Annotated in this window: 26 protein-coding genes; 10 read left to right on the top strand and 16 right to left on the bottom strand. The window is 73.7% G+C overall.

What is annotated here, in order from left to right; all coding sequences use genetic code 11:
• Nucleotides 1–175: 175 nt before the first annotated feature.
• Nucleotides 176–1,033: an SDR family oxidoreductase gene (locus ACIBQ6_RS03350; protein WP_397209987.1), complete on the bottom strand. Its 858-nt coding sequence runs from the start codon at nt 1,031–1,033 to the stop codon at nt 176–178.
• 168 nt (nt 1,034–1,201) lie between these two features.
• On the opposite strand from ACIBQ6_RS03350, the gene ACIBQ6_RS03345 reads away from it, so the two are divergent.
• On the top strand, nt 1,202–1,855 hold the full coding sequence (locus ACIBQ6_RS03345) for a TetR/AcrR family transcriptional regulator (RefSeq protein WP_397209986.1): 654 nt from the start codon (nt 1,202–1,204) through the stop codon (nt 1,853–1,855).
• A 204-nt stretch (nt 1,856–2,059) separates the two neighbouring features.
• Here ACIBQ6_RS03345 and ACIBQ6_RS03340 read toward each other — a convergent pair whose 3' ends face one another.
• The 3 genes from ACIBQ6_RS03340 to ACIBQ6_RS03330 all read right to left on the bottom strand — a co-directional run bounded on the left by ACIBQ6_RS03340 (nt 2,060) and on the right by ACIBQ6_RS03330 (nt 4,052).
• Entirely contained in the window at nt 2,060–2,347 is a 288-nt protein-coding gene (locus tag ACIBQ6_RS03340; RefSeq protein WP_397209985.1) for a hypothetical protein, read from the bottom strand.
• 78 nt (nt 2,348–2,425) lie between these two features.
• Nucleotides 2,426–2,740, bottom strand: coding sequence for a hypothetical protein (locus ACIBQ6_RS03335; protein WP_397209984.1), 315 nt, complete (start codon nt 2,738–2,740; stop codon nt 2,426–2,428).
• Nucleotides 2,741–2,945: 205 nt separating this feature from the next.
• On the bottom strand, nt 2,946–4,052 hold the full coding sequence (locus ACIBQ6_RS03330) for a mandelate racemase/muconate lactonizing enzyme family protein (RefSeq protein WP_397209983.1): 1,107 nt from the start codon (nt 4,050–4,052) through the stop codon (nt 2,946–2,948).
• Nucleotides 4,053–4,299: 247 nt separating this feature from the next.
• Here ACIBQ6_RS03330 and ACIBQ6_RS03325 point away from each other — a divergent pair, with 247 nt between their 5' ends.
• A complete protein-coding gene (locus tag ACIBQ6_RS03325) occupies nt 4,300–4,797 on the top strand; it encodes a CAP family protein (protein ID WP_358293417.1) in 498 nt (165 codons plus the stop codon).
• A gap of 109 nt (nt 4,798–4,906) precedes the next feature.
• On the opposite strand, the gene ppk2 is transcribed toward ACIBQ6_RS03325, so the two are convergent.
• From ppk2 to ACIBQ6_RS03305, 4 genes are all read right to left on the bottom strand, one after another.
• Nucleotides 4,907–5,866 carry a polyphosphate kinase 2 gene (gene ppk2 / locus ACIBQ6_RS03320; protein ID WP_397209981.1) on the bottom strand — a complete coding sequence of 320 codons (960 nt, stop codon included), beginning with the start codon at nt 5,864–5,866 and terminating at the stop codon, nt 4,907–4,909.
• A gap of 103 nt (nt 5,867–5,969) precedes the next feature.
• A complete protein-coding gene (gene pstS, locus ACIBQ6_RS03315; RefSeq protein ID WP_397209979.1) occupies nt 5,970–7,046 on the bottom strand; it encodes a phosphate ABC transporter substrate-binding protein PstS in 1,077 nt (358 codons plus the stop codon).
• Between the two features lie 68 nt (nt 7,047–7,114).
• Nucleotides 7,115–7,822, bottom strand: coding sequence for an alpha/beta fold hydrolase (locus ACIBQ6_RS03310; RefSeq protein WP_397209978.1), 708 nt, complete (start codon nt 7,820–7,822; stop codon nt 7,115–7,117).
• A gap of 1 nt (nt 7,823) precedes the next feature.
• Nucleotides 7,824–8,582 (bottom strand): DinB family protein, encoded by a 759-nt coding sequence (locus ACIBQ6_RS03305; protein ID WP_397209976.1) that lies wholly within the window; start codon nt 8,580–8,582, stop codon nt 7,824–7,826.
• A 72-nt stretch (nt 8,583–8,654) separates the two neighbouring features.
• On the opposite strand from ACIBQ6_RS03305, the gene ACIBQ6_RS03300 reads away from it, so the two are divergent.
• Nucleotides 8,655–9,611 carry a helix-turn-helix transcriptional regulator gene (locus ACIBQ6_RS03300; RefSeq protein WP_387670102.1) on the top strand — a complete coding sequence of 319 codons (957 nt, stop codon included), beginning with the start codon at nt 8,655–8,657 and terminating at the stop codon, nt 9,609–9,611.
• Here the strand turns inward: ACIBQ6_RS03300 and nhaA are convergent.
• Together nhaA and ACIBQ6_RS03290 are read right to left on the bottom strand one after the other, a co-directional pair.
• Nucleotides 9,608–10,825, bottom strand: coding sequence for a Na+/H+ antiporter NhaA (gene nhaA / locus ACIBQ6_RS03295; RefSeq protein ID WP_397209974.1), 1,218 nt, complete (start codon nt 10,823–10,825; stop codon nt 9,608–9,610). The two genes, ACIBQ6_RS03300 and nhaA, sit on opposite strands and share 4 nt — an antisense overlap.
• A 103-nt stretch (nt 10,826–10,928) precedes the next feature.
• Nucleotides 10,929–11,093 (bottom strand): hypothetical protein, encoded by a 165-nt coding sequence (locus ACIBQ6_RS03290; RefSeq protein WP_397209973.1) that lies wholly within the window; start codon nt 11,091–11,093, stop codon nt 10,929–10,931.
• Nucleotides 11,094–11,189: 96 nt separating this feature from the next.
• Between ACIBQ6_RS03290 and ACIBQ6_RS03285 the strand changes: the two genes are divergently transcribed.
• The 3 genes from ACIBQ6_RS03285 to ACIBQ6_RS03275 are packed head-to-tail and all read left to right on the top strand — an operon-like array spanning nt 11,190 to nt 12,315.
• Entirely contained in the window at nt 11,190–11,552 is a 363-nt protein-coding gene (locus ACIBQ6_RS03285) for a hypothetical protein (RefSeq protein WP_358293432.1), read from the top strand.
• The gene (locus tag ACIBQ6_RS03280; protein ID WP_358293434.1) at nt 11,549–11,977 is read left to right on the top strand and encodes a MerR family transcriptional regulator; all 429 of its coding nucleotides are present in this window, start codon (nt 11,549–11,551) and stop codon (nt 11,975–11,977) included. The genes ACIBQ6_RS03285 and ACIBQ6_RS03280 overlap by 4 nt, the downstream gene beginning before the upstream one ends.
• 5 nt (nt 11,978–11,982) lie before the next feature.
• Complete coding sequence (locus tag ACIBQ6_RS03275) at nt 11,983–12,315, top strand: YnfA family protein (RefSeq protein ID WP_358293436.1); 333 nt, start codon at nt 11,983–11,985, stop codon at nt 12,313–12,315.
• Here ACIBQ6_RS03275 and ACIBQ6_RS03270 read toward each other — a convergent pair.
• Complete coding sequence (locus ACIBQ6_RS03270; RefSeq protein ID WP_397209969.1) at nt 12,293–12,982, bottom strand: glycosyltransferase family 2 protein; 690 nt, start codon at nt 12,980–12,982, stop codon at nt 12,293–12,295. The two genes, ACIBQ6_RS03275 and ACIBQ6_RS03270, sit on opposite strands and share 23 nt — an antisense overlap.
• Nucleotides 12,979–13,959: an NAD-dependent epimerase/dehydratase family protein gene (locus ACIBQ6_RS03265; RefSeq protein WP_397209967.1), complete on the bottom strand. Its 981-nt coding sequence runs from the start codon at nt 13,957–13,959 to the stop codon at nt 12,979–12,981. The genes ACIBQ6_RS03270 and ACIBQ6_RS03265 overlap by 4 nt, the downstream gene beginning before the upstream one ends.
• 128 nt (nt 13,960–14,087) lie before the next feature.
• Between ACIBQ6_RS03265 and ACIBQ6_RS03260 the strand changes: the two genes are divergently transcribed.
• The 3 genes from ACIBQ6_RS03260 to ACIBQ6_RS03250 are packed head-to-tail and all read left to right on the top strand — an operon-like array spanning nt 14,088 to nt 16,710.
• Nucleotides 14,088–15,446: a glycosyltransferase 87 family protein gene (locus tag ACIBQ6_RS03260; protein ID WP_397209966.1), complete on the top strand. Its 1,359-nt coding sequence runs from the start codon at nt 14,088–14,090 to the stop codon at nt 15,444–15,446.
• Between the two features lie 41 nt (nt 15,447–15,487).
• On the top strand, nt 15,488–16,102 hold the full coding sequence (locus ACIBQ6_RS03255) for a TIGR04282 family arsenosugar biosynthesis glycosyltransferase (RefSeq protein WP_397209964.1): 615 nt from the start codon (nt 15,488–15,490) through the stop codon (nt 16,100–16,102).
• The gene (locus ACIBQ6_RS03250) at nt 16,099–16,710 is read left to right on the top strand and encodes a class I SAM-dependent methyltransferase (RefSeq protein ID WP_397209962.1); all 612 of its coding nucleotides are present in this window, start codon (nt 16,099–16,101) and stop codon (nt 16,708–16,710) included. The genes ACIBQ6_RS03255 and ACIBQ6_RS03250 overlap by 4 nt, the downstream gene beginning before the upstream one ends.
• Nucleotides 16,711–16,885: 175 nt before the next feature.
• Here ACIBQ6_RS03250 and ACIBQ6_RS03245 read toward each other — a convergent pair whose 3' ends face one another.
• The 4 genes from ACIBQ6_RS03245 to ACIBQ6_RS03230 all read right to left on the bottom strand — a co-directional run bounded on the left by ACIBQ6_RS03245 (nt 16,886) and on the right by ACIBQ6_RS03230 (nt 20,530).
• Nucleotides 16,886–17,320, bottom strand: a complete 435-nt coding sequence (locus ACIBQ6_RS03245; protein ID WP_397209960.1) for a PepSY domain-containing protein — start codon at nt 17,318–17,320, stop codon at nt 16,886–16,888.
• 129 nt (nt 17,321–17,449) lie between these two features.
• Entirely contained in the window at nt 17,450–18,289 is an 840-nt protein-coding gene (locus ACIBQ6_RS03240; protein WP_397209958.1) for a GNAT family N-acetyltransferase, read from the bottom strand.
• Nucleotides 18,290–18,356: 67 nt separating this feature from the next.
• Nucleotides 18,357–19,403 (bottom strand): methyltransferase, encoded by a 1,047-nt coding sequence (locus ACIBQ6_RS03235; RefSeq protein WP_397209957.1) that lies wholly within the window; start codon nt 19,401–19,403, stop codon nt 18,357–18,359.
• Nucleotides 19,404–19,585: 182 nt separating this feature from the next.
• A complete protein-coding gene (locus ACIBQ6_RS03230; protein ID WP_397209955.1) occupies nt 19,586–20,530 on the bottom strand; it encodes a hypothetical protein in 945 nt (314 codons plus the stop codon).
• 164 nt (nt 20,531–20,694) lie between these two features.
• Between ACIBQ6_RS03230 and ACIBQ6_RS03225 the strand changes: the two genes are divergently transcribed.
• Nucleotides 20,695–21,309, top strand: a complete 615-nt coding sequence (locus ACIBQ6_RS03225) for a peptide deformylase (RefSeq protein WP_397209954.1) — start codon at nt 20,695–20,697, stop codon at nt 21,307–21,309.
• The last annotated feature ends 55 nt before the right edge of the window (nt 21,310–21,364 follow it).

Here is a 21,364-nt window from a genome sequence, read left to right as displayed (position 1 = left end):
CACGACCTCCAGGCTTTTGTCCCTTCAGTTGACCGGCGGCCACCGGAGCCGCCGGCGATATCGCTCGGACCAGGCCCGCCCGGCCCGCATGATGCCGGCCGGGCGGCGGAACCCTAGATACTCACCTGACACCGTACTCTCCGGAGAGAGCTCACGAAATGCCCGTCGAGATCTCCTAGCGGAAGTCCTCGACGTGATCGCGTGCCCACTGCGCGAACGTCCGTGGCGGGTTGCCCGTCACGGCCTGAGCCGTGGGCAGCGGGCCCAGGGCACTCGGATCGAAGTCCACGCTGTCGGCCGGATCGGCCGGATTGCCGTCGTAGTCGGTGAAGCCCAGCAGGAAGTCCGCGTTCTCGGCGGCGAATCCGCCGATCTCCAGGTAGATCGCGCGCGCCTGCGCCGGAGTGACCTGCTCGAACCCGACCTCTTCGCCGAGCGCGTCGGCGATGGCTTTCACCTGGTCGCGCAGGCTGATCAGCTCCGGACCGTTGATGTCGTACGCCTTGCCGTGATGCCCCTCCTCCAACAGGGCTCTCAGCGCCACGTCGGCGACATCCCGCTCGTGTACGGGAAACCAGGCCGCGTCCGGGTTCGCGTCCCGCACCAGCCGCTCGGCCCGGATCGACGGCCCCCACAGCGAGAGCTTGTTGGCGGCGAACTCGCCCGGCCGCAGATGCGTCCACTCCAGACCGGACTCCTGAACGGCCTGTTCGACCGGTGGATGGAAGGTCGTGTCGAAACCGCCGCTGACCGCCCCCGACGACAGCACGACGATCCGCTGAACGCCGGCCTGCTCGGCGCGTTCGACGATCTCCTTCGCCGTCGACGGCTCCGGGAAGAGGAACATCCGGTCCACGCCGTCGAACGGCACGCTGTCCGGCTCGGTGAGATCTCCCTGGACGACCTCGGCGGCGGGCAGCCGGGCCCTGGCCGGGTCCCTGGTCAGGGCCCGGACCTGGATCCGAGCCTCGGCCAGGCCGGCTGTCACGTGCCGCCCGACGTTCCCCGTTGCCCCTGTCACCAGCACTCGCATGTGCTTCCTCCATTTCCGTACATCCTACGGATAAAAGTTACCGTACGATCTACGGAAAAGGGAGGCTTGGTGGAACGCAGCGGTGGCGGAGACCCCCGGGAGACCTTGCGCCTGCTCTGGCGTTCCCCGCAGGCTCGATCGGGCCGCGGCCGGCCGCCCAAGGTGTCCGTGGACAAGATCGTGGCTGCGGCCATGGCACTGGCGGACCGGGAAGGGCTGGCCGCCATGACCATGGACCGGCTGGCCGCGTCCCTCGGCGTCGGCACGATGACGCTCTACACCCACGTGCCCGGCAAGGCCGAACTGGTTGACCTGATGGTGGACTCCGCCTGGCGGGAACTCGACCTGACTCGATCCGGCCCCTGGCGCGACCGGATCGAGCACTACGCGAAGCAGAACATGGCCCTGCATGAACGCCACCCGTGGCTGCGCATGGTGTCGACCGTACGGCCGCCCCTCGGTCCCGGGCTGCTCGCCAGGACCGACTTCCTGCTGGCCGCTCTGTCTATGACCGGGCTGTCCGCCGCCGAGGTGTCCGCGGCGAGCGACTCCGTCGTCACGTTCGTCGACGCCGCGACCGCCACCCTTGCCGAACACGCGCATGCCCAGCGGCTCAGCGGCGTGTCCGGCGATGACTGGTGGGCCGCCCGCCAAGAGTTCTGGGAGACCGTCTTCGACCCGGCGCGCTACCCGGCGATCGAACAGATCTGGCACGACGGCGGCTTCGACCGCAGCGCGGCCGAGGCAGCGGTGAGCGCGTTCGGCCTCGGCCTGCGTGCCCTGCTCGACGGAATCGCCGCGATGGCCCGGCGCGATGGATGATCGGCCGCCAGCCTGTCCGGCGCCGGTGGCGCGATTGAGGCAGGCCCGGGTCCGGCGAAGACTCCCGGCCCATCGGTGTTTCCGCAGGTCGTAGTGCTCGACCTTCATGTTCATGTCAAGCCCGTCCAGTGGACCTTACTCGCTTGAGCCCCGGCTACACGATCCTTACCGACACCCCAGTGGTGTGGACCCGCTCATGGTCGACTATCGCTTGATCGGCCCCGGATCCTTTTTCGGGTGTGACAGCGCGTCCTCGGGCTTATGACAGAGCTTCAGCACGCGGTGCTGTAGCTCCTCATCCCAGCAGTACTGGCACACCACCTTCTTCGGGTAACGACGGCGAACAACCTTTTCGCAGTCGTCCGCCGCCACGGAACACGTTGCCGGCGAGAAATGCGTCGGCGTGGTGCCGGCGGTAGCGGCAAAGCTGGTCGCGCCCCCGGCCGTCGCGGCAGCCGTCATGACGGCAGCGAACATCAAACGCACGATCATGGCTCTCCCTCGGCTCGGGTCGGTCCCGTGTGGGCGAGCCTGCCCAGGTGGACAGCCGAGCAGGCTCGTGGCCGTTGGCTAGGACGGGCAGTTCCTTCTGCCCGAGTCGTAGCCCGCGTTGTAGCCGACGTCGTATGCCTCGGCGTCGGAGTATCGCCCGGTCATGCGGGGCGGGCCGCACTTCCTTCCGGCCTCGAATCCGTCTGTGTAGCCTTCTACGCAGGGTGGCTGCTCGTCCTTGTAGATCTTCTTGCAGACAGGCGGCACGGCCTTCGAGGTCGATGCAGCATGACTGTCGCCGGTGCTCGCGGGCCTGGGAATGACGGCGGCGTTCGAGGCCCCCATCGTCCCGAACCGCAGACGGTCTCCGTACATCCTCGTCTCCTTCCTCATGAAGGCATCCGGCCCTCGACTGGAAGCTGGGACGCACTCTGGGCGGCCGTTGGCCGATCCTCATGAAGACGAACTAGGAGTATCTACATCCGCCCCCTCACAGATGACGGAGGTGCTCAGGCCGACCTGGCCAGGCTCTCGCAGCCACCAGGCACTGCGCCCGCCGGGGCCGGGACGCGCGTCCCGGCCCCGGCTTCTTCGTTCGTCAGACGGTCCAGTGGGCCGTGGACAGGGCGCGGACGGCGTTCTCGTCCACCTCGACGCCGAGGCCGGGGCCGGTGGGCACCAGGGCCGTGCCGTCCGAGACCTCCACCGTCGGGCCGCCGACGTACGCCGAGTGCACGAACTGGCGGCCGTTGAGGTCGACCGGGGTGTCCACGCCGAACGCCGCGAACAGGTGCAGCGAGGCGGCGAACCCCAGGTCGGTGTCCGTCAGCCCCGAGCCCATGATGCGCAGCCCGGCGTCCTCGGCCAACTGGCACAGCCGGCGCGACAACGTCAGCCCGCCCGACCGCTGCACCTTGGCGATGGCGATGTCGACGGCGTCGAGCTTGACGAATGTGGCCAGGTCGGAGGGGTGGCGCAGGCTCTCGTCGAGGGCGACCGGGAGCGGGCTGTGGTCGCGCAGGCGGCGCAGTCCGGTGACGTCGTTGGCGGGCAGCGGCTGCTCGAACGCCGTGACGTCCAGGTCGGCCAGCCGACGGGCCATGCGCAGCGCGCCGTCCACGGTGTAGGCCTGGTTGGCGTCCACCCACAGCGGGGCGTCGGGGGCCGCCTCCCTGACGGCGGCGACGACGGACAGGTCCGTCGCCTCGTCGTGCAGGCCGACCTTGACCTTGAACGCGTGGTAGCCCTCCGCCCGCCCTTCCTCGACCGCCTGCCGCACCTCGCCGGGCGTCTGACCGGCCACGATCCAGCCGAGCGTGATCCGGTCGCGGCGGCGCTGGCCCCACAGCACGCCGACGGGCACCCCGAGGGCCCGGCCGAGCAGGTCGTGCAGGGCGATGTCGAGCGCGGACTTGGCGATGGGCGACCCGATCGTCAGCCCGCGGTTGATCACCTTCTCGTAGGCCGCGCAGGCGCCGTCCAGGTCCCAGGCGGGGCGGCCGAGGAGGGCGGGGGCCAGGTAGCCGGCGATCGTCGTCGAGATCGTCTCCACGGTCTCGTACGTCCAGGCGGGCGTCGGCGTGGCCTCGCCCCAGCCGGTCACCCCACCGGCCGTCACCTTGACGAGAACCCGCTCGGCGGGCTTCCCCTCGGTGGTGACGTTTCCGCCTGAAATGCTGAACGAACGGATGGACGGCAATTCCACGACGAATATCTCAATACGCTCGACGACCAGCGATCTCATCATTCTCCAATGAGCAGGAATTCATGCTTACCCGAGCATTTAAGCCTCCCGAATCTAGCACGCCGGATTTGATTTCAGAATCAACGGCAGGAATTCATTCGGCCCTTTCGCCGGGGCCTCCTGGCCGCATCCGGACATTGACCGGCGGACCGCCCGGGCGCAGGCTTCGGTGGTCCCCACTTCTCCCGTTCACGACGAGGTGATCGTGATGGCCGGAACCCGTCCCGCTCTTCCGGACGCGACCAGCGACAGCTTCCTGGCCGAAGCACTGAACGAGGCCAACGCCTACCGCGCCAAGCACCACGCGCCCCCCATGGAGATGGACGCCAAGCTCGTCGAGTACGCCAAGGAGCGCGCGTCCTCGCGTTCGGAGTACGCGAAGCTGTCGGCCGGCCACGACGGCCTGCGCGACACCACCGGCGAGAACATCTTCTGGGGCATGTCCTCCGGCTCCACGCCGAAGACCGCCGGCGACGCCGTGACCGCCTGGTACAACGAGATCGCCGACTACAACTGGGCGAACCCGCCGGGCGACCCGGCCAAGACCGGCCACTTCAGCCAGCTCGTCTGGAAGGACACCAGGAGGGTCGGCGCGGCCCGCGTCGCCGGCCAGGGCCCCGACGGGTTCGAGACCTACATCGTGTTCGTCTTCGAGAACCCGGGCAACTACGAGGGCGAGTACCCCCAGAACGTCCTGCCCGCCTGACGACGGGCCGGTCAGGGGGCGGCGAGGGCCCCCTGACCACCGGCCGCCTGACCACCAGCGGCCGACCGGCGCAGGACGGTCACGGGTCGGACGGTCACGGGTCGGACGGTCACGGGTCGGTGCCCTGGGAGGCGACGTGGTCCTCGTCGAAGATGTCCCCCGCCGAGATCACGATCCGCGGGTCGGGCACGCCGACGACCTCGTCGTCCTTGTCGTCGTAGTCGAAGAGGCTGAGCACGTGGCGCATGGCCTCCAGCCGGGCGCGCTTCTTGTCGTTGCTCTTGATGACGGTCCAGGGCGCCGACTCGGTGTCGGTGTGCAGGAACATGTCCTCCTTGGCCTGGGTGTAGTCGTCCCATCTGCGGAGGGAGGCCAGGTCCATCGGCGACAGCTTCCACTGCCGCACCGGGTCCACCTGGCGGATGATGAACCGGGTGCGCTGCTCGGCCCGCGAGACCGAGAACCAGAGTTTGACCAGGTGCAGCCCCGAGTCCACCAGCAGGTCCTCCAGGCGGGGCACCTGCTCCATGAACTCCAGGTACTCGTGCACGTCGCAGAAGCCCATGACCCGCTCGACGCCCGCCCGGTTGTACCAGGAGCGGTCGAACAGCACGATCTCCCCGTTGGCCGGCAGGTGGGCGATGTAGCGCTGGAAGTACCACTGGCCGCGCTCGCGCTCGCTCGGCTTCTCCAGCGCGACCACCGTGGCGCCGCGCGGGTTGAGGTGCTCCATGAAGCGCTTGATCGTGCCGCCCTTGCCGGCCGCGTCGCGCCCCTCGAAGAGCACCACCAGCCGGCGGCCGGTGGCCTTGATCCAGTACTGCAGCTTGAGCAGCTCGATCTGCAGCAGCCGCTTGTCCCGCTCGTAGATCTCCCTGGACAGGCGCTCGTCGTAGGGGTAGTGCTGCCGCCAGGTGTCCACCGGCCGCCCGTCGGCCCGCATCAGCACCGGATCGTCGTCGTCGCCGTCGTCCACCCACAACCCGGGAGTGGTGTCGAGCAGTTCGCTGTGCTCCGCGGCCGCCAGGGGGGTGAGGACCACGGGCTGCTCGTCGCCTGGACCGGTCATGCGGCCCGCGACCGGATGTTCGCGTTCATGGCGTCCTCTCTTCACCGGATGCGGCCGGCTAATCGTGCCGGCGGGCACTGTTCCGGGAAATCCCGCGAGCCGTTCAGCTCGTTGCTCCCAGGCGGCCGCGTACCTGGGCGAGCAGGTCGTGCGGCAGGGGGGCGTAGCCGTACAGGGCCAGGTAGGACTGGCCGGCGTCGCCGGCGGCGTAGCCGAGGAAGGCGCGCGCCAGCGGGTCCGCCCGGCCCGCGCAGATGATCTCGTACGTGACCTGCACGATCGGGTAGGCGCCCGGGACCGGCCGCCTGTGGTCGAACGTCAGCACCAGCCCGCGCTCGCCGCTCTCGACCGTGGCGCCCTGCAGGGCCTTGCTGGCGTTCTCCGGCGACAGCGCGACGAACTCCCCGGCGGCGTTGCGCACGTCCGCGGTGCTCAGGCGGGCGCTGCTCGCGAAGCCGTACTCGACGTAGCCGATGGAGTCCCCGGTGTGCTGGAGCACCTGGGTCATGCCGCTGGAGCTGGTGACGCCCTGGCCGGCGCCGGTCCACGTCCTGGACGGCTGGTGCGGCCAGCCGCCGGTCGCCCGCAGGAACTCGGTGAGGTTCTGGGTGGTGCCGGACTGGCCGGAGCGGTGGAAGACGTGGATGCGGGTGCCCGGAAGGGGTTGGCCGGGGTTGTCGGCGGCGATCTCGCGGGCGTTCCACCTGGTGAGGCGCCCGGTGAAGATGCCGGTCAGGGTCGCCGGGGACAGCCGCAGGCCGGGCACGGAGGCCAGGTTGTAGGCCACCGCGACCGGGGCGACGACCATCGGCAGGTGCTCGGCCCGGCCGCCGCAGCGCCGGTCGGCCCGCGCCTGCTCCTCCGGGGTCATCGGCACGTCCGAGCCGGCGAACGCGCTGCGGCCCGCGATGAAGTCCTCGATGCCGCGGTCGGAGCCGTTGGCCTCGTAGACGACGCGCAGTTCGGGGTGGACGCGCTCGAACTCGCCGGTCCAGGCGTCCATGGCGCCCTTCTGCGCGGTCGAGCCCGAGCCGTGCAGCCACGCGACCACCGGCTCGGGAGCGGCGCCGTCCTCGCTGCTCATGCTCAGGAACACGGCCCCGGCCGCGGCGGCGGCCCCGCCGGCCAGAACGAGCACGGTGACCAGGACCGACTTGGCCGTCCATGTCAGCCTTGCCATTGCACAAGGCTATGAACCGGACGCGTCCGGACCCGTCATCCCTTGGTCAAGCCCTCGGACCAGAAGGGTCACCTTGTCGCCAAGCCGTCCGGCGTCCCGTCGGCCGCGGCGGCCAGGAGGCGGGCCAGCTCGACCGGCCGGGTGAACATGGGCCAGTGCCCGGAGTCGAGGTCGACGAGGTCGAGGTGCTTGACCCGGGCCAGCTCAGGGGCCTCCCCGCCGTTGATCCACTCCCGTGCCTGCGCGGGGCTGAACTCGGGGCACACGACGACGGCCGGCACCTCGAACCGCCGCTCGTCCCTCAGCCGCACCACCCCGTTGGCCACCCCCTCGGGGACGGGGACCGCGGCGGCGGCGAACCTCTCCTTGGCCTCCTCGTCGAGGTCGGCCGAGTCCGGCCCCTCGAACGGCTCCCATCCGGGGAACGGCACGACGCCGTCCACAGCCTCGAAGAGGTCGGCGTAGGCATCGCCGTCGGCGGCGGGGAAACCGCCGATGAAGGCGACCTTGCCCACCTTGTCCGGCCGCGCGTCGGCGGCCAGCCAGGCCAGCGTGCAGGCCGCGGAATGGCCGGCCACCAAGGGGGTTCCGTCCGCCGCGTCCACGGCGGCGAGCACCGCCGCCACCTGGTCGGCGAGTGTGGCGGCGGCGTTCCCGTCCCCCTGGCCGGGGAGGGCGACCGGCACGGGACGGTGGCCGAGCGCCTCGATCGCGGGCGTCACCTCGTCCCAGGCGGACGCGTCGAGCCAGAGGCCGCCGATGAGCAGGATGTCCATGTCAGTCTTCTTTCTCCAGTGCGTTCAGGTCGCGTTCCGCGTAGAGCCGGTGTTCCCATTCCTCGTGCAGGACGATGTGCAGGCACTCCTTGAAGGGGAAGCCGGCCAGCCGCGGCCAGCCGGGCTCGTCGCGGGTGACGTGTGAGGCGAGCAGCTCGGGCGTGAGCGAGGCGACGACCCGGCCGACCATCGCCCGGCGGTCCCGGCGGACGGCGAGCACCTCCGCCAGCGGCGGCCGGGCCGCGCGGTCCCACGGGACGCCGTCCCAGCCGGGCGCCTCGTCCCACGGCAGGTCGAGCGGGTGCCACGGCGAGGGGTCGCCCAGGATCATCCGGCCGACCCAGGCGGCCGAGGCGAAGTTGAGGTGCCGCAGCGTCTGGACGAAGGACCATTCGCCGTCGACGCCGCGGTGCAGCGCCGCCTCGGGGAACGTCGCGGCGCGGGCGAGGGTGCCCGCCCACAGGCGGTCCAGGATGGCCCACGCCTCGCCGAACCCCTCGGGGTCGTCGGGGCGCATCCGGGCGCGTTCGGGCATGCGGCGGTTCAGCTCGGCCTCGACGAGGGGGGCGATGTCCACGCCGTTCACCACGACGTTCCGCAGCTCGCCGCTGATCTCGACGTCGACGAGTTCGGCGCCGCGCACCCGCACGCCGGACAGGCCGGCCGCGCGCACGCGGACGTCGCGCACGCGCAGCCGGGTGAACGTGGCCCGCCGCACGCTCACGTCTTCGACGTGCGGGTCTTCCCGGGAGTCGGTCATGACGCCACACGGTAGGCGGTATTCCGGACGTTCTACTTCCGGTATCTGCCGGAACCGCTCTAATCTGCTCGGGTGCCGACCGAACTCAGCCCCACCGCGCGGGCCCTGCGCGCCATGGAGGTCCTCCGGCAGCGTCCCGGCGTGACGGCCGGGGAACTGGCCGCGGCCCTGGGCGTGACCGAGCGCGCCGCCCGCCGGTACGTCGGGATCCTGCGGGAGGCGGGCATCCCCGTCGAGTCGGCCAGAGGCCCCTACGGCGGCTACCGGCTCGGCCGCGGCACCAGGCTGCCGCCGGTCGCCTTCACCGAGCCCGAGGCGCTGGCCCTGGTCATGGCGGTGTTCGACGGCCAGCCGGCCGCCACCGACCCCGACGACCTGGTGGGCACCGCCCTGTCCAAGGTCATCCGGGCCCTGCCGGAAGGCGTCGGACGGCAGGCCGCCGCGCTGCGCGAGCACGCCTCCGCCGCGCCCGACCGGTACGCGGCCCGTCCCGGCGTCGCCGTGACCAGCGCGCTGGTCGCCGCGTCCGCGGCCCGGCGGCGCGTCCGCATCGCCTACCGGAGCGGATCGGGCACGGAGTGGGAGGCCGAGGTCGATCCCTGGGCGGTCGTCGTCCGGTACGGGCGCTGGTACCTGCTGTGCCACTCCCACCGCGCCGGCGCGATCCGCACCTACCGGGTCGACCGCGTCCGGGCCGTCCACGAGACCGTCCACGGCTTCCGGCCGCCCGACGGGCTGGACCCGGTGGCGGCGCTGGAGGAGAACCTGGGCGCCGGATGGGCGTACGCGGCCCGCGTGGTCTTCGGCGCGCCCCTGGCCGAGGTGGCGCCCTGGGTGCACCCGCCCATGGGACGGCTCGAACCGCATGACGAGGGCTGCGTGCTGGTCGGCAGCACGGGCAACCCGGCCATGTACGCCCAGGAGTGGCTGCCGGCCGTGCCGTTCGCCTTCCGCGTCGAGGGCGGGCCGGAGCTGCGCGCGGCGGTCGCGCGCCTGGCCGCCCGCCTGGCCGCCGCGCTGCCCGGCTAGGCCGCCGCCCGCCCGGCCGTGCGGTGCCGGCGGACGCGCGCGCCGAGGATCAGGGCGGCCAGCACGGACGCCGCCGCCGAGGCCAGCAGGATCGCGCCCTTGGCCTGCGTCAGGTGGGCCGGCCCGGTGTAGGAGAGCTCGGCGATCAGCAGCGAGACGGTGAAGCCGATGCCGCCCAGCACGCCCACGCCGGCGATGTCGCTCCAGCCCAGCCGCGGGTTGAGATGGGCGCTGGTGAGGCGCGCGGTGAGCCAGGCGGCGCCGACGATGCCGAGCGGCTTGCCGGCCAGCAGCCCGGCCAGCACGCCCCAGGTCACGGTCCCCGTCCAGAAGCCGCCCGCCCCCGACAGGGAGATCCCGGCCGACAGCAGCGCGAACACCGGCAGCACCACCCCGGCGCAGAACGGCCGCAACGCGTGCTCGGCGCGCTGCGAGGGCGGCTCCTGCTCGCCGGCGCGCGGGCTGGTGCGCATCAGCAGGCCCATCGCGACGCCGGCGATGGTGGCGTGCACCCCGCAGGCGTGCACCAGCGCCCAGATCAGCACGGCGAGCGGCCCGTACAGCAGCCACGCGGGCAGCGCGCGGCGCACGGCGGTGACCGCGCGGCCCCGCCCGTGCTGCAGGTACGCCCACACGCACAGCGCGGCGGCGGCCCCCGCGAGGGCGGCGAGGTTCACCCCCGAGGTGTAGCCGACGGCGATCACGACGACCGCGCACACGTCGTCCACGGTCGCCAGCGTCAGCAGGAACGTGCGCAGCGGGGCGGGCAGGCCGCGGCCCACGACGGCCAGGACGGCGAGTGCGAAGGCGATGTCGGTGGCCATCGGCACGCCCCAGCCGCGGGCCGCCTCGCCCGGCGCGGCGGCGTTCACCGCCAGGAACAGCAGTGCCGGGACCACCACGCCGCCGAGCGCGGCCACCACGGGCAACGCGGCGCGGCGCGGGTCGCGCAGCTCGCCGTGCACGAGCTCCTGCTTGAGCTCGTTGCCGACGATGAAGAAGAACACCGCCAGCAGCCCGTCGGCGGCCCACGCCTGCGCGCTCAGGCGCAGGCCCAGCCACTGCGGGCCGAAGGACCACGTGCGCAGGGCCTCGTAGGAGCCGGCGAGGGACGAGTTGGCCCAGGCCAGCGCGGTCAGGGCGGCCACGATGAGCAGGACGCCGCCGACCGCGTCGGAGCGCAGGGCAGTGATGATCCGCGAGGAGGCAGACATGAAGGGAGAACTCCAGGACGGTACGGAAACGATCGGGCCGCCCCATGCGCGGCCCGGGCCTCATGGCGACCCGCGCACCCGGATCACGTCCGGGTGCGGGCGCTCAGCGGACCTGCGGCGGGCGGATGCCCGCGATCACGCCCCACGTGCTGACGTAGCCGTTCGTGCCGACCGGACGGAACTCCAGCGGGCGCAGCGGGCGGGCGTGCCGCTCGCGCGCGAGGTGGAGGCAGGAGCGGGAGTGGAGGCAGGAGCGGAATTCGCGCACCTTGCCTCCCTTTTGTCCAATCGTGTCCTCCTCCTACCCTACAAGTTCCCGCCGCCCCTTGAATCCGGTACCCGGGTACGGGGTTACCGTCGGGACATGACCGCAGACCTGCCCCTCTCCCCCGCCTGGACGCCGTCGGCCTGCACGCTGCCCACCGCCGAACGGCCGCTGCGGGTGGCCGAGTTCGACGAGCTGTTCGCGCGCTCGGTGCGCTCGGTGCGCCGCCCCGCGCCCGACCGGCTGGAACTCGACCTCGCCCCCGACGGCCCCGGCGCCGACGCTTCCGGCGTGGCCGCCCGTGCCGCCGGGCTGGCCGCCCGGGAGAACGCCTGCTGCTCCTTCTTCACCTTCACCCTCACCGTCGGGGGCGGCGGCCTGACGCTGGCGGCGACCGTCCCCCCGCGGCACACCGGCGTCCTGGACGCCCTCCAGGCCAGGGCGGGGGGACGGCCCGCGTGAGCCCCGAGGAGCCGTACCTGCGCAGCGGGCAGGTGGCCGCGCGGGCCGGGGTCAACCTGCAGACCCTGCGGTACTACGAGCGCCGCGGCCTGATCGCCGAGCCGCGGCGCAGCCCGGGCGGGCACCGTGCGTACCCGCCGGGGACCGTCGCGCTGCTCACCGTGATCAAGGCCGCCCAGCGGCTCGGCTTCACCCTGGACGAGATCGCCGCGCTGATCGGCGCCGGCCGCCGCGGTCACCCCACGGCCGGCCTGCGCGCCCACGCCCAGGCCAAGATCGACGAGATCGACGCGAGGATCGCCGACCTGGCCACCGTCCGGGAGTCGCTGACGCGGGTGGTCGCCGCCGGCTGCGACAGCCTGACCGGCTGCACCGGCCCCGGCTGCCCCCTGCCCGCCGCCGCCCGCGCGGATGCGATGTACTGACCGTCATGACGATCATCCGCTCACTGCTGCTGTTCGCCCTGGCCGCGCTCGCCGAGATCGGCGGCGCGTGGCTGATCTGGCAGGGCGTGCGCGAGCAGCGCGGGCTGCTGTGGATCGGCGGCGGCGTCGTCGCCCTCGGCCTGTACGGCTTCGTCGCCACCCTCCAGCCGGACGCCAACTTCGGCCGCATCCTGGCCGCCTACGGCGGCGTCTTCGTCGCCGGGTCCCTGGTGTGGGGCATGGTCGCCGACGGTTTCCGCCCCGACCGCTGGGACGTCATCGGCGCGCTGATCTGCCTCGTCGGCGTCCTGGTCATCATGTACGCCCCCCGCGCCTGACCCCGGCACCGGGGCGCGCGTCCGCCATGACGCGGCGCATGTCGGCGACGGCCCGCAGCGTCCCGCGCAGGGTGCCGGTCACCTTCGAGCGGCCCGCGCGGGGCAGGTAGTCCACGTCCGTCTCGCCGATCCGCCAACCGGCCGCCGCGGCGCGCAGCACCGTCTCCAGCGGGTAGCCGAAGCGGCGGTCGGCCGTCCCGAGCGACAGCAGCGGCACGCGGGCGGCCGCCCGCATCGGCCCGAGGTCGCGCAGCGCCACCCCGGTGCGCCGGCGCAGGCTCCGGGCCAGGACGGCGTTGCCCAGCCGGGCGTGCCCGGGCCAGACGCCGGCGCCGCGCGGCCGCCGGCGTCCGAGCACGAGGTCCAGTTCCCCGTCGAGGACGGGCCCGGCCACCCGGGGCAGCTGGACGGGATCGAGCGAGGCGTCGGCGTCCATGAAGCAGACCAGGTCGGCGGAGGAGGCCAGCAGCCCGGCGTGGCAGGCGGCCCCGAACCCGCGCACGGGCTCGGCGACCACCCGCGCCCCGAGCTCGCGGGCGACCCGCGCCGAGCCGTCGGTGGAGCCGTTGTCGACGACGATCGGGCGGTAGCCGGCGGGCATGCGGCCGAGCACCCAGGCGAGCGCGGTCTCCTCGTTCAGGCAGGGCAGGATCACGTCGATCGTCATGACCGGGCGAACTCCGCCATCCCGGACTCGAACCCGATCGCGGCACGGAAGCCGAGCTCGGCCTCCGCCCGCCGGGGCGAGGCGACGATGTGCCGGACGTCGCCCAGCCGGTAGCCGCCGGTCACCCGCGGGCCGGGGCCGCCGCACCCGGCGGCGAGCACGCGGGCCATCTCGCCCACGGTGCGCGGCGCGCCGGAGGCGATGTTCCAGGCTCGCAGCCCGCCGGGCGGCAAGGACGCGGTCAGGGCCGCCAGGTTCGCCCTGGCCACGTCCCGCACGTGGACGAAGTCGCGGAGCTGGCGGCCGTCCTCGAACACCGCCGGCGCCAGGCCGGCCCGCAGCGCCGAGCGGAAGATCGCGGCGACCCCGGCGTACGGGGTGTCGCGCGGCATGCGGGGCCCGTAGACGTTGTGGTAGCGCAGGGCCGCGACGGTCCCGCCGGTCTCCCTGGCCCAGTTGGCGGCCAGGTGTTCCTGGGCGAGTTTGCTGGTGGCGTAGGCGTTGCGCGGATCGGGCGGGGCGTCCTCCTCGATCGGCGCCCAGCGCAGGGGCTCGCCGCAGCGCGGGCAGGGCGGCTCGAACCGGCCGCCGTCCAGGTCCTCCGCGGTCCGCGGGCCGGGCCGGACGTCGCCGTGCGCGGCGCACGCGTAACGTCCCTCGCCGTAGACGACCATCGAGGAGGCCAGCACCAGCCGGGTGATCCCGTGCCTGGCCATGGCGGCCAGCAGCACGGCGGTGCCGAAGACGTTGACGCAGGCGTAGGCGGGCAGGTCGGAGACGTCCACGCCCAGGCCCACCTTGGCCGCCTGGTGCACGACGGCCTCGACGCCGGGCAGCAGCGCGTCCAGGGCCGTGGCGTCGCGCACGTCCGCGCCGGTCCGCGTGTCGAGGCCGACGACGTCGTGACCCGCCGCCTCCAGGGCCTCGGCGACGTGGCCGCCGATGAAACCGGCCGAGCCGGTGACCATCACTCTCACGCCGCCGACGGTAACCGCCGGGCCGGGCGGACCGAAGCCGCGTTCGCGGTTCGTAAGGGTTCTTACGAACGACGAACGTGAACCGCCGCGGCGGCCCCGGACCGGCCTCCGGATGCGAGGCTGCCGCCGTGAACCGGAACACGACGGCGGCCGCAGGGACGCTCGCCGCCCTGGCGGCCGTGGTGCTGCGGCTGGTGACGGGCCCGCCCCACCTGGGCTGGTACCTGGCGGCCTGGGCGCTGTTCGCGACCGCGCTGTGGCAGACCGCCCGGCTGCCGGAGCGGCGGACGGCCGTCCTGGTCCTGGCCGGCGGGATCACGCTCGCCGCGACCGGCCTGGCCGCCCCGCCGAGCAGCAGCACCGACTCCTTCCGGTACGCCTGGGACGGCCGCGTGCAGGCCGCCGGCATCTCGCCCTACGACCACCCGCCGGCCGACCCGGCGCTCGTCCGGCTGCGCGACGACTGGCTCTTCCCGGCCGCCTGCGACGCCCCGTCCCTGTGGCCCCTGCCCGGCGGCGGCTGCACCCGGATCAACCGCCCCACCGAGCCGACGATCTATCCGCCGGTCGCGCAGGGCTACTTCCTGCTGGTCCACTGGTTGTCGCCGGACGGGGTGCGGCACAAGGCGCTCCAGCTCGGCGGCTTCGCGGCGGCCGTGGCCGTGCTGGCGATCCTGTGCCGGGCGGCGGGGGCCCGGCGGGCGGCGTACTGGGCGTGGTGCCCGGCCGTGCCGGTGGAGGCGGTGAACAACGCGCACGTGGACATGCTGGGCGTGCTGCTGGTGGTGCTGGCCTTCACCGCCGTGCGGGGGCGCGGCGCGCTGCTCGGCGCGGCCGTGGCGGCCAAACTGCTGCCCGTGACCGCGCTGCCCGGCGCGCTGTCCGGGGTGCTGTCCGGGGTGCTGTCCGGGGGCCCCGGTGGAGGCGCTGGCGGAGGTGTGGCCTGGCGGCGGGTGCTCGGCGTCGTCGGGCCCGCCGGGCTCGTGATCGCGCTGTCCTACCTGCCGTACGTGCTGGCCTCGGGCGCCTCGGTGGCGGGCTACCTGCCGGGTTACCTCAAGGAGGAGCGCTACGACGGGCCCGGCGGCGGGAACCGTTATGCCGTCCTGCGGCTGTTCGTGCCGGACGGGTGGGCGCCCTGGGCCGCGGTCGCGCTGCTCGTCCTGATCGTCCTGGCCGTCCTGCGGTACGGCGACGCCGACCGGCCCTGGCGCGGCGCGCTGCTGGTCAGCGGCTCCCTCCTGCTGCTGTTCACCCCCGGCTACTCCTGGTACGCGCTGCTCGTCGTCGCCCTGGCCGCGCTGGACGGACGGTGGGAGTGGCTGGGCGTCGCCCTGGCCGGCGCGGTCGCCTACACCGCCGGCCCGGCGGCCCCGGGCACCCCCGGCACCCCCGCGTACGCCGTGGCCGCCCTCGTCGTGCTGGCCGGCTGGGCCGTACGGCGGTCCCGCGGCGATCACCTGCTGTCATCGGCACGGAAGGACTGAGGAAGCTGAGCCGTCCCACGTTCGAGCACCTGCCGCAGATCGTGCTCATCGCCAAGGAGCCCGTGGCCGGGCGCGTCAAGACCCGGCTGACACCCCCGTACAGTCCGGCCGAGGCCGCCGCGCTGGCCGAGGCCGCGCTCCGCGACAGCCTGCGCGCCGTCGCCGCGACCCCGGCCGCCCAGCGGGTCCTCGCGCTGGACGGCCTGCCGGGCCGCTGGCTGCCCCCCGGTTTCGTGGTGATCCCGCAACGCGGCGCCGGCCTGGACGAGCGCCTCGCGGCGGCCTTCGCCGACGCCCACCGGCTGCGGCCCGGGCCCGTCGTGCTCATCGGCATGGACACCCCGCAGGTCACGCCCGAGCTGCTGCGCGAGGCCGGGGAGGCGCTGGCCGACCACGACGCGGTGTACGGCCCGGCGGCCGACGGCGGCTTCTGGCTGCTGGGGCTCCGGCGGCCGGACCCGGCGCTGCTGCTCGGGGTGCCCATGTCGCACCCGGAGACCGGCAAGGTCCAGCTCGACCGGCTGGTCCGCGCCGGGCTGACCGTCCACCACCTGCCCGAGCTGATCGACGTCGACACCGCCACCGCCGCGACCGAGGTGGCCCGCCAGGCCCCCACCTCCTGCTTCGCCACCACCCTCAGAACGCTGCACCGGTGATCGGGGAGATCTACGCGGCCGCGCTCGCGGGTGAGCGCGCCGAGATCGAGTACCTGGACGGCACCCGCGCCGAGCTGGCGGCCGCGCGCTGGTCGGCGCCGATCGACGGCGACGAGGAGATCCTGAGCCACTGCCGCAGCCCCACGCTGGACATCGGTTCCGGCCCCGGCCGGCTCACGGCGGCGCTGACCCGGCGCGGCGTCGCCTCGCTCGGCATCGACGTCACACCGCACGCCGTCGCCCTGACCCGCCGGGCGGGCGGGTTCGCCCTCCTGCGGGACGTCTTCGACGACGTCCCCGGCACCGGCCAGTGGGCGACGGCGTTGCTCGCCGACGGCAACATCGGCATCGGCGGCGACCCCGCGGCTCTGCTACGGCGGGTCCGGCAGCTCGTACGGCCGGGCGGCGCCGTCCTGGCCGAGCTCGCGCCGCCGTGGACGCGCAGCCGGGTCGACCGGGTACGGCTGCGCGTGGGCGTGCGCGCCGGGGACTGGTTCGGCTGGGCGACCGTCTCGGCGGCCGACATCGCGCGCCTGGCCGCGAGCGCCGGATTCACGGCCGCCCACTGCCGGCCGACGCACGGCCGCTGGCTGGCCCACCTGCACTGACCTCCAGGCCCCCACCGCCCACGTCCCGGCCGGCACCGGCGTGCGGCCATACCCCGCCGCCCACAGCACGGCTGGGCTGGCGTTCAGCCAGGCCCCGCCGCCCAGGACGCGCCTGGATCAGCGTCCGGTCGGGACGCCGCTCGGGACGCCGGTCGGGACGGCCGGTCGGCGTCGCTCAGTCGTCGTCGCCGTCGGCGTCGGCGTCGGCGTCGGCGTCGGCGTCGCTGCCGGTCTTGCCGTGGTCGTCGGCGTCGGCGTCGCTCTTGGCGGTCTGGTCGTCAGCGTGGTCGTCCGCCTCGTCGTCGGTCTCGTCGGCGAGGACGGTGCCCTTGGCGGCGTCCACGGTGATCTCGCGCTCGGTGCCGTCGGCGGCGTCGATGTCGATCTCCCAGACCTGGCCGGCGTCCTCGTTCTCCAGCTCGGCCGAGGTGACCTTGCCGCCCGGCACCTTCTCCAGCGCCGTCTTCTCGGCCTGCTCCCGGGAGACCGCCGGAGCGGGCGCGGACGTGGCGGCAGAGGTGGGGGTGGAGGCGGTGGCGAAGGCGGTGCCGACGCCGGCGGCGAGCACGCCGGCCGTGGCCAGTCCAGCGATGATCATGGGCTTACGCATGCGGAATCACTCCGTCGTTCGGTCGTCGTCCTGACGCCTCCCAGAGTGGCCGCCGGGACGATAGCGACGAACTGCGGGAACCCTAACGTCCGGTTAAGACGTCGAACGGCCCCCGCAACCCCGACGGACCTACTCGTAACGGGCGCGGCGGGCAATCTTGTCGAACCCGAGACCGCCGAAGAGCGCGGCCGAGGCCGGGTTGTTGACGTTGACGTCCAGGAAGACCTGGCCGGCGCCGCCCTCGCGCATCCGGCCGAGCGCCGCGACGGCGAGCGCCCGCGCCAGCCCGCGCCGCCGCCACCCGGGCACGGCCCCGACCTGGATCAGGAACTCCTCCGCGCACGTCACGAAGCCGACGGCGACGTCGCCCTCGAACGCCACCAGCGAGCACCCCGGCAGGAACTCGTCATCGACCAGCCAGTCCGCCCACTGCTCCCGCGTCCACCCGGGAAAGCCCGGACGGTCCGCGAAGGACGCCGAGTACGCCTGATGGAAGGCCCCTTCGGTGAGTGGGGACCACTCCTCGACCGTCACCCGCGCCGGCATCGGGACGTCCGGCAGCGGCCGGGTCAGGTCGCGCCGGAAGACGTCCTCGGCGAACGCCTGGCGGAAGCCGCGTGCCAGGAAGAGCTCGTGCGCCTGCGGGGTCAGCGACTCGGTCTCCAGCCGCACCTTCCCGGGCTCGGCGGCCAGCCGGTCGAGCAGGCCGGACCCCAGCCCTCGTCCGCGATGATCGGGGTCGACCAGGCCGGTCGCCGCCGACGTCTCGCCCACCGGCCGCACGGCCCCGCAGGCCACCAGCCGCCCCTCCGTGAACGCGCCCACCGCGGCGCCCGTGACGTACCGGCGTTCCAGGAAGGAGGGCGACGCGGTGGCCGGGAGCCCGCCGTCGCGCGCCGCGCACCTGCCGGCCAGCTCGGCGATCGCCGGCAGGTCCGTGGCGGACAGCGCGGCCCATTCGATGGTCACCGTGGCCTCCTTCGCGTGGGGATGATCAAGTATGTCACCACGCGGGGCCGCGCCGGACGAGAGCTGGTCAGCCGCTTCGGGGGACGCAGTCGAGGACGACGTTGCCGAGCGGCGTGTGACGCACCCCGGCCACGTCGAGCCCGGCCGCGTCGGCGAGCGTGGTGTAGTCGGCGACGGTGCGCTCCCGGCCGCCGCTGATCACGAGCATGCGCAGGTCCATCTCGGCGAACATGGCCGGGTCGTCGCCTGCGCCGCCCCGGGACTCGATCACGACGACCCGGCCGTGCGGCCCGGCCGCGTCGGCGCAGCGCCGCAGGACGCGCTCGGCGTCGGCGTCGTCCCAGTCGTGGATCACGCGCCTGAGCACGTAGACGTCGCCGTCCGGGGGCAGCGGCTCGAAGAAGCTCTGGCCGGCGAACGCGCACCGCCCGTCCAGCCCGAGCCCGGTCAGGTACCGCCGGCCCCGCTCCAGCGTGTCCGGCAGGTCGACGAGCGTGGCCCGCAGCCCCGGGTGGGCGCTCAGCATCTCGGCGATCAGCGCGCCGGTGCCGCCGCCGACGTCGACCACGTGCCGTACGCCGGACCAGTCGTACCCCTCGGCCGCGTCGGTGAGGTCGTCGGCGCCGGCGGCCATCAGGGCGTCGAACGACTCGCCGACCTGCTGATGGGCGGCGAGATGGTGCCAGATCGGGGCGCCGTGGACGTTCTCCCACGCGGGCCGCCCGGTGCGGACGGTGTGCAGCAGGCCGGTGAACGCGACGTCCATCTGCCCGCCGAAGCCGTCGAGGTCGAGCCGGTCGCGCATCATGGAGGGGTGGCCGGCGGCCAGCAGCGCGGCGGGCTCGTTGACCGCGAACACGCCGGGCTCCCGTTCGGCGTAGACGCCGTGGCAGGAGAGGTGGCGCAGCAGCCGGCCCAGGGCGTCGGCGTCGGCGCCCGAACGGCGGGCCAGCTCCTCGACGGGCAGCTCGTCGCCGCCCATCAGATCGGTCAGGCGCAGGGTGGCCGCGACGCGCACGGCCATCGGGGTGACCATGTCCGTGACGGGGGCCAGCACCTCCCACGCCGCCTGCCACGCCGTCGGGTGGACGGTCTCGTCGCCGGTGCCTGTCACGGCCGCAACCCCCTTCTCCCAAAGGATCAAGGCTCGCCCGCAACCTACCACGCGATCCCGACCCCGTCCGGTTCCGCGCGAAAGGCCCAGGAGGTCCCGCGCGCAAACCCCGGCCGGTCCCATGTGGAAACCCCAGCCGGTCCCGCGCGCAACCCCGGCGCGGGGCGGCCTCCGGGGGTTCGTCAGCCCAGGAGTCTGGAGAACAGGGCCCCGAGACCGAGGCCGTTCAGGAGCGACCTCGGCCGGTCCTGCTCGGTGGTCGCCGCCGACAGGGGCACGTCGGCAGCGGGGCAGGCCGCAGAGGGCCGGCCGGTCAGGACGTCCAGCGTCCTTCTGACGCCGAGCGCGTCGAGCAGCGACACCCGGGACGACGAGCTCGTGACCGACATGCCGTCGTCGCCGGCGCGGATGGTCGCGGTGCCGTCGGTGACGCACGTCTCGGGCCGGTTGACCAGCGCTTCGAGCACCGCCGTGGCTCCCGCGGCGTCCAGCAGGGACGCCGGCTCCGCCTCGGCCGACGACCCGTCGTCCGGCAGCCCGGTCTCCGCCCAGCCGGTCCCCCACGCCCCGATGCCTGACGCGCCGGTGGCCGACGTATCAACGTCCGACGTGCCGGTGACAGACGTGCCGGTGACAGACGTGCCGGTGACAGACGTGTCAGTGTCCGGCGTGTCGGCGGCCGGGGAGGTGGTGGCCGGGGTGCAGTCCAGAGCGGCGGCGACGAGCGGTTCCAGGATCCGCCGGGCCGGCGCGTCGCCGTCCGCCGCGGTCAGCCGGACCTCCTCCGTGCCGCCGTCCGGCCTGCCCACCCCGATCTCCCGCTCGACGTCGAGCAGGAAGGCGTCGAGCACGCCGGGGAACTCGGCGGCCTCGGCGAACGACGCGTCCGCCGACCGCGGGAGCGCCCCGGGCCGGTCCGCCGGGCGGACGAGCCCCTGCAGGAACGTCCGCACGGCCGAGGTGTCGAGCAGCGCGCCCGCCGCGACCGAGGGCCCGCCGGTGATCTCCAGCCGGGCTGCGACGCACGGAGCGGCGGCCCTGCTGCCGTCCTCGGCCGCCGCCGGGCCCGCCGCCGTCAGCAGCCCCGTTGCGGCCAGGCCGAGGACGGCGATCGTTCTCTTGCACATGGGTGTCTCCCTGCGACGTTACGTGATCATCCGCAGCGATCATTACCCATTGCAGTGGATCAACTACTCTATGAATGTTTCTAGCCCTCTTTACCCGCCGAAACCGGGTCACCGCGCATGCTCTACCGTCTGCTGAGCGAGCGACGTCGAGCGGAAGGACCCCCATGAGCCCCCTGAACGGCACCGGCCCGAGCGCCGAGGAGCTGACCGAGCGGGTGCACGCCCTGCTCGCCTCCCCCAGGCCCTGGTCGGTCACCCAGGTCGGCGACCCGGTGCTGCGCCGGACCGCCGAGCCGTACGACGGCCAGCTCTCCGACGCCCTCCTGCGCGAGCTGCTCGACGCGATGTTCGGGCACCTGCCGGGCGTGGGGGTGGGCCTGGCCGCGCCGCAGGTCGGCATCCCGCTGGCGCTGGCGGTCATCGAGGACCCGGCCGAGCTGCCGCCCGCCCTGGCCGCCGAGCGCGAACGCGTTCCGCAGCCGCCCCTGGAGCTGGTCAACCCCGTCGTGACGCCCCTCGGCCCCGGCTTCCGGGCGTTCTACGAGGGGTGTCTCAGCGTGGAGGGGCTGACCGCCGTCGTGCCCAGGCACGCGCGGGTGCGGCTGTCGGCCCTCGACGGGGACGGCCGCCCGTACGAGAAGGAGCTGTCCGGCTGGCCGGCCCGCATCGCGCAGCACGAGACCGACCACCTGAACGGCGCGATCTACCTGGACCGCGCCGACCTCCGCTCGTTGTCGACCACCGCCAACCACGAACGGCTCCTGGCCCCCCGCCCCTGACGCCGCCAGGTCACAGGCTGCCGGTCACACGCTGCCGGTCACACGCTGCCGGTCA

This window comes from Nonomuraea sp. NPDC049655 (assembly GCF_044465465.1).
GTDB lineage: Bacteria > Actinomycetota > Actinomycetes > Streptosporangiales > Streptosporangiaceae > Nonomuraea.
Note: the sequence above shows the minus strand (reverse complement) of the source record. Positions and strands in the feature narration are given on the sequence as shown.